This window comes from Citrobacter sp. Ce104 (genome assembly GCF_030334595.1).
Taxonomy (GTDB): Bacteria; Pseudomonadota; Gammaproteobacteria; order Enterobacterales; family Enterobacteriaceae; genus Citrobacter; species Citrobacter europaeus.
The window spans coordinates 1-2,693 of record NZ_JAOWDP010000051.1 but is presented as its reverse complement, the minus strand read 5'-3'; the positions used below and the strand labels follow the sequence as shown (position 1 = coordinate 2,693).

The following is a 2,693-nucleotide window of genomic DNA, read 5'->3' as shown; positions in this document are numbered from 1 at the left end:
ACCGTCAGGCTCCAGCTTCCATTTGCAGCGGTTGTCGCCGTGTATTGTTTACCGTTCAGCGTCACTGTGATCAGAGTGCCTTCCGCCAGGTTGGCGCTGGTACCGCTCACGTTCAGCTCCTGGCCTTTCTCCACTGCGTTCAGCACGTTATCGCCGCTGAGGGTGTCGAAGCCAACTGACGGCAGCCCGGTATCAACGGTTACATTGTGCGTACCGCTGCCGGTATTGCCCGCCGCGTCAGTCACTGACGCAGTGACGGTCACGCTGCCATCGCTGAGGCCGGCAATCACGCTCGCCGGAACGCCCACGCTCCAGTTGCCCGCCGCGTCCAGCACGGTGGTGTAAGTCTGGCCGCCAATGGTGACGGTGACTTTATCCCCCGCTGCCGCGCCGGTGGCGGAGCCGCTGATAATCTGTGCCTGATTGTGTTCAGCCACGTTAATGACGTCATCGCCCGCGATGGTGTTGATCGTCACCGCAGGCACGGTCACGTCCACCGTCAGGTTGTGGTCAACCGACGCCGGGTTCCCCGCCTTGTCACTGACGCTCGCGGTGACGGTCACGCTGCCGTCGGTTAATCCCGCCAGGTCCGCCGCCGGAACGTTCAGCGTCCAGTTGCCGTTAGCGCCTACGGTGGTGGTGTAGTTTTTACCGTTCAGGCTCACGGTCACCGTCTGGCCCGCCTCGGCGGTACTGGTGCCGGAGATGGCGAGGTCTGACTGCGCTTCCGTGGCGTTCAGGATATCGTCAGCCGCAAGGGTACTGATGGTCACGGACGGTGCGGTCGCATCCACGCTGTACTCGCGGCCCGCAGACGCGCTGTTGCCGTTGACGTTGGTCACGCTCACCTGCACGCTGGCATCGCCGTCTTTTATGCCCGCCAGGTCAGCCGATGGGATGGTCGCCGTCCAGTTGCCACTGTCATCAACGGTGGTGGTGTAGATTTTACCGTTCAGGCTCACGGTCACGGTCTGCCCGGCTTCGACGTTGGTCGTCGCGCCGGAAAGCACCAGATCAACACCTTTTTCAGCGGCATTGATCACATCGTCGGTGGCGATGGCATTGATGCTGATCGCCACGCTCGCCAGATCGACGGTCACGTCGTGGCTGATGGTGATGGGGTTACCCGCCGCGCTGTCGCCGGTGACGCTGATTTTCACGGTGCCTTCCGGCCACGCGCCCACATCTGCCGCCGGAACCGCTGCGCTCCAGGTGCCGTCTGCCAGTACTGTGGCGGAATAGTCTTTCCCGTTCACGTTCACGGTCAGCGCGGTGCCGGGGGTCAGACCGTCGCTGGAACCGGTCACGATCAGGTTCTGATTGTGTTCAATACTGTTGACCACATCATCACCCGCCACGGTATCGACACGCAGACCCGGGAGGTTGGCGTCGATAGTCACATCACGCTCGCCGGAGCCGGTGTTACCGTGGCCGTTGGTCACGGTTGCCGAAATGCTCAAACTGCCGTTGCCCAGCGCCGTCAGCACGTCAGACGGCACATTCACTGACCAGCTCAGATCGCCCTGCACCGTCGCGGTATAGGTGTTGCCGCCAATCGTCACGGTTACGGTGTTGCCCGCTTCCGCATGGGCTACGGTACCGCTCAGGGTCTGCCCCGCAGCCACTTCCGCCGCGTTGATGACGTTATCGCCCGCCACGGTATTGATGGTGACGGTTGGCAGCGCGGTATCGACCAGCAGGTTTGCGGTATTGCTCACGCTGTTACCCACCGCGTTGGTCGCCGCGGCGTTCAGGGTGTAGTTAGCTTCACCCAGGCCCGCCAGATCGGCTGCCGGAACCGTCAGGCTCCAGCTTCCATTTGCAGCGGTTGTCGCCGTGTATTGTTTACCGTTCAGCGTCACTGTGATCAGAGTGCCTTCCGCCAGGTTGGCGCTGGTACCGCTCACGTTCAGCTCCTGGCCTTTCTCCACTGCGTTCAGCACGTTATCGCCGCTGAGGGTGTCGAAGCCAACTGACGGCAGCCCGGTATCAACGGTTACATTGTGCGTACCGCTGCCGGTATTGCCCGCCGCGTCAGTCACTGACGCAGTGACGGTCACGCTGCCATCGCTGAGGCCGGCAATCACGCTCGCCGGAACGCCCACGCTCCAGTTGCCCGCCGCGTCCAGCACGGTGGTGTAAGTCTGGCCGCCAATGGTGACGGTGACTTTATCCCCCGCTGCCGCGCCGGTGGCGGAGCCGCTGATAATCTGTGCCTGATTGTGTTCAGCCACGTTAATGACGTCATCGCCCGCGATGGTGTTGATCGTCACCGCAGGCACGGTCACGTCCACCGTCAGGTTGTGGTCAACCGACGCCGGGTTCCCCGCCTTGTCACTGACGCTCGCGGTGACGGTCACGCTGCCGTCGGTTAATCCCGCCAGGTCCGCCGCCGGAACGTTCAGCGTCCAGTTGCCGTTAGCGCCTACGGTGGTGGTGTAGTTTTTACCGTTCAGGCTCACGGTCACCGTCTGGCCCGCCTCGGCGGTACTGGTGCCGGAGATGGCGAGGTCTGACTGCGCTTCCGTGGCGTTCAGGATATCGTCAGCCGCAAGGGTACTGATGGTCACGGACGGTGCGGTCGCATCCACGCTGTACTCGCGGCCCGCAGACGCGCTGTTGCCGTTGACGTTGGTCACGCTCACCTGCACGCTGGCATCGCCGTCTTTTATGCCCGCCAGGTCAGCCGATGG

1 protein-coding gene is annotated in these 2,693 nt (G+C 62.9%); it reads right to left on the bottom strand.

All coding sequences use genetic code 11. The features are described from left to right. On the bottom strand, positions 1-2,693 hold a 2,693-nt coding region (locus OGW16_RS04955), incomplete at both ends, for an Ig-like domain-containing protein (RefSeq protein ID WP_286518036.1).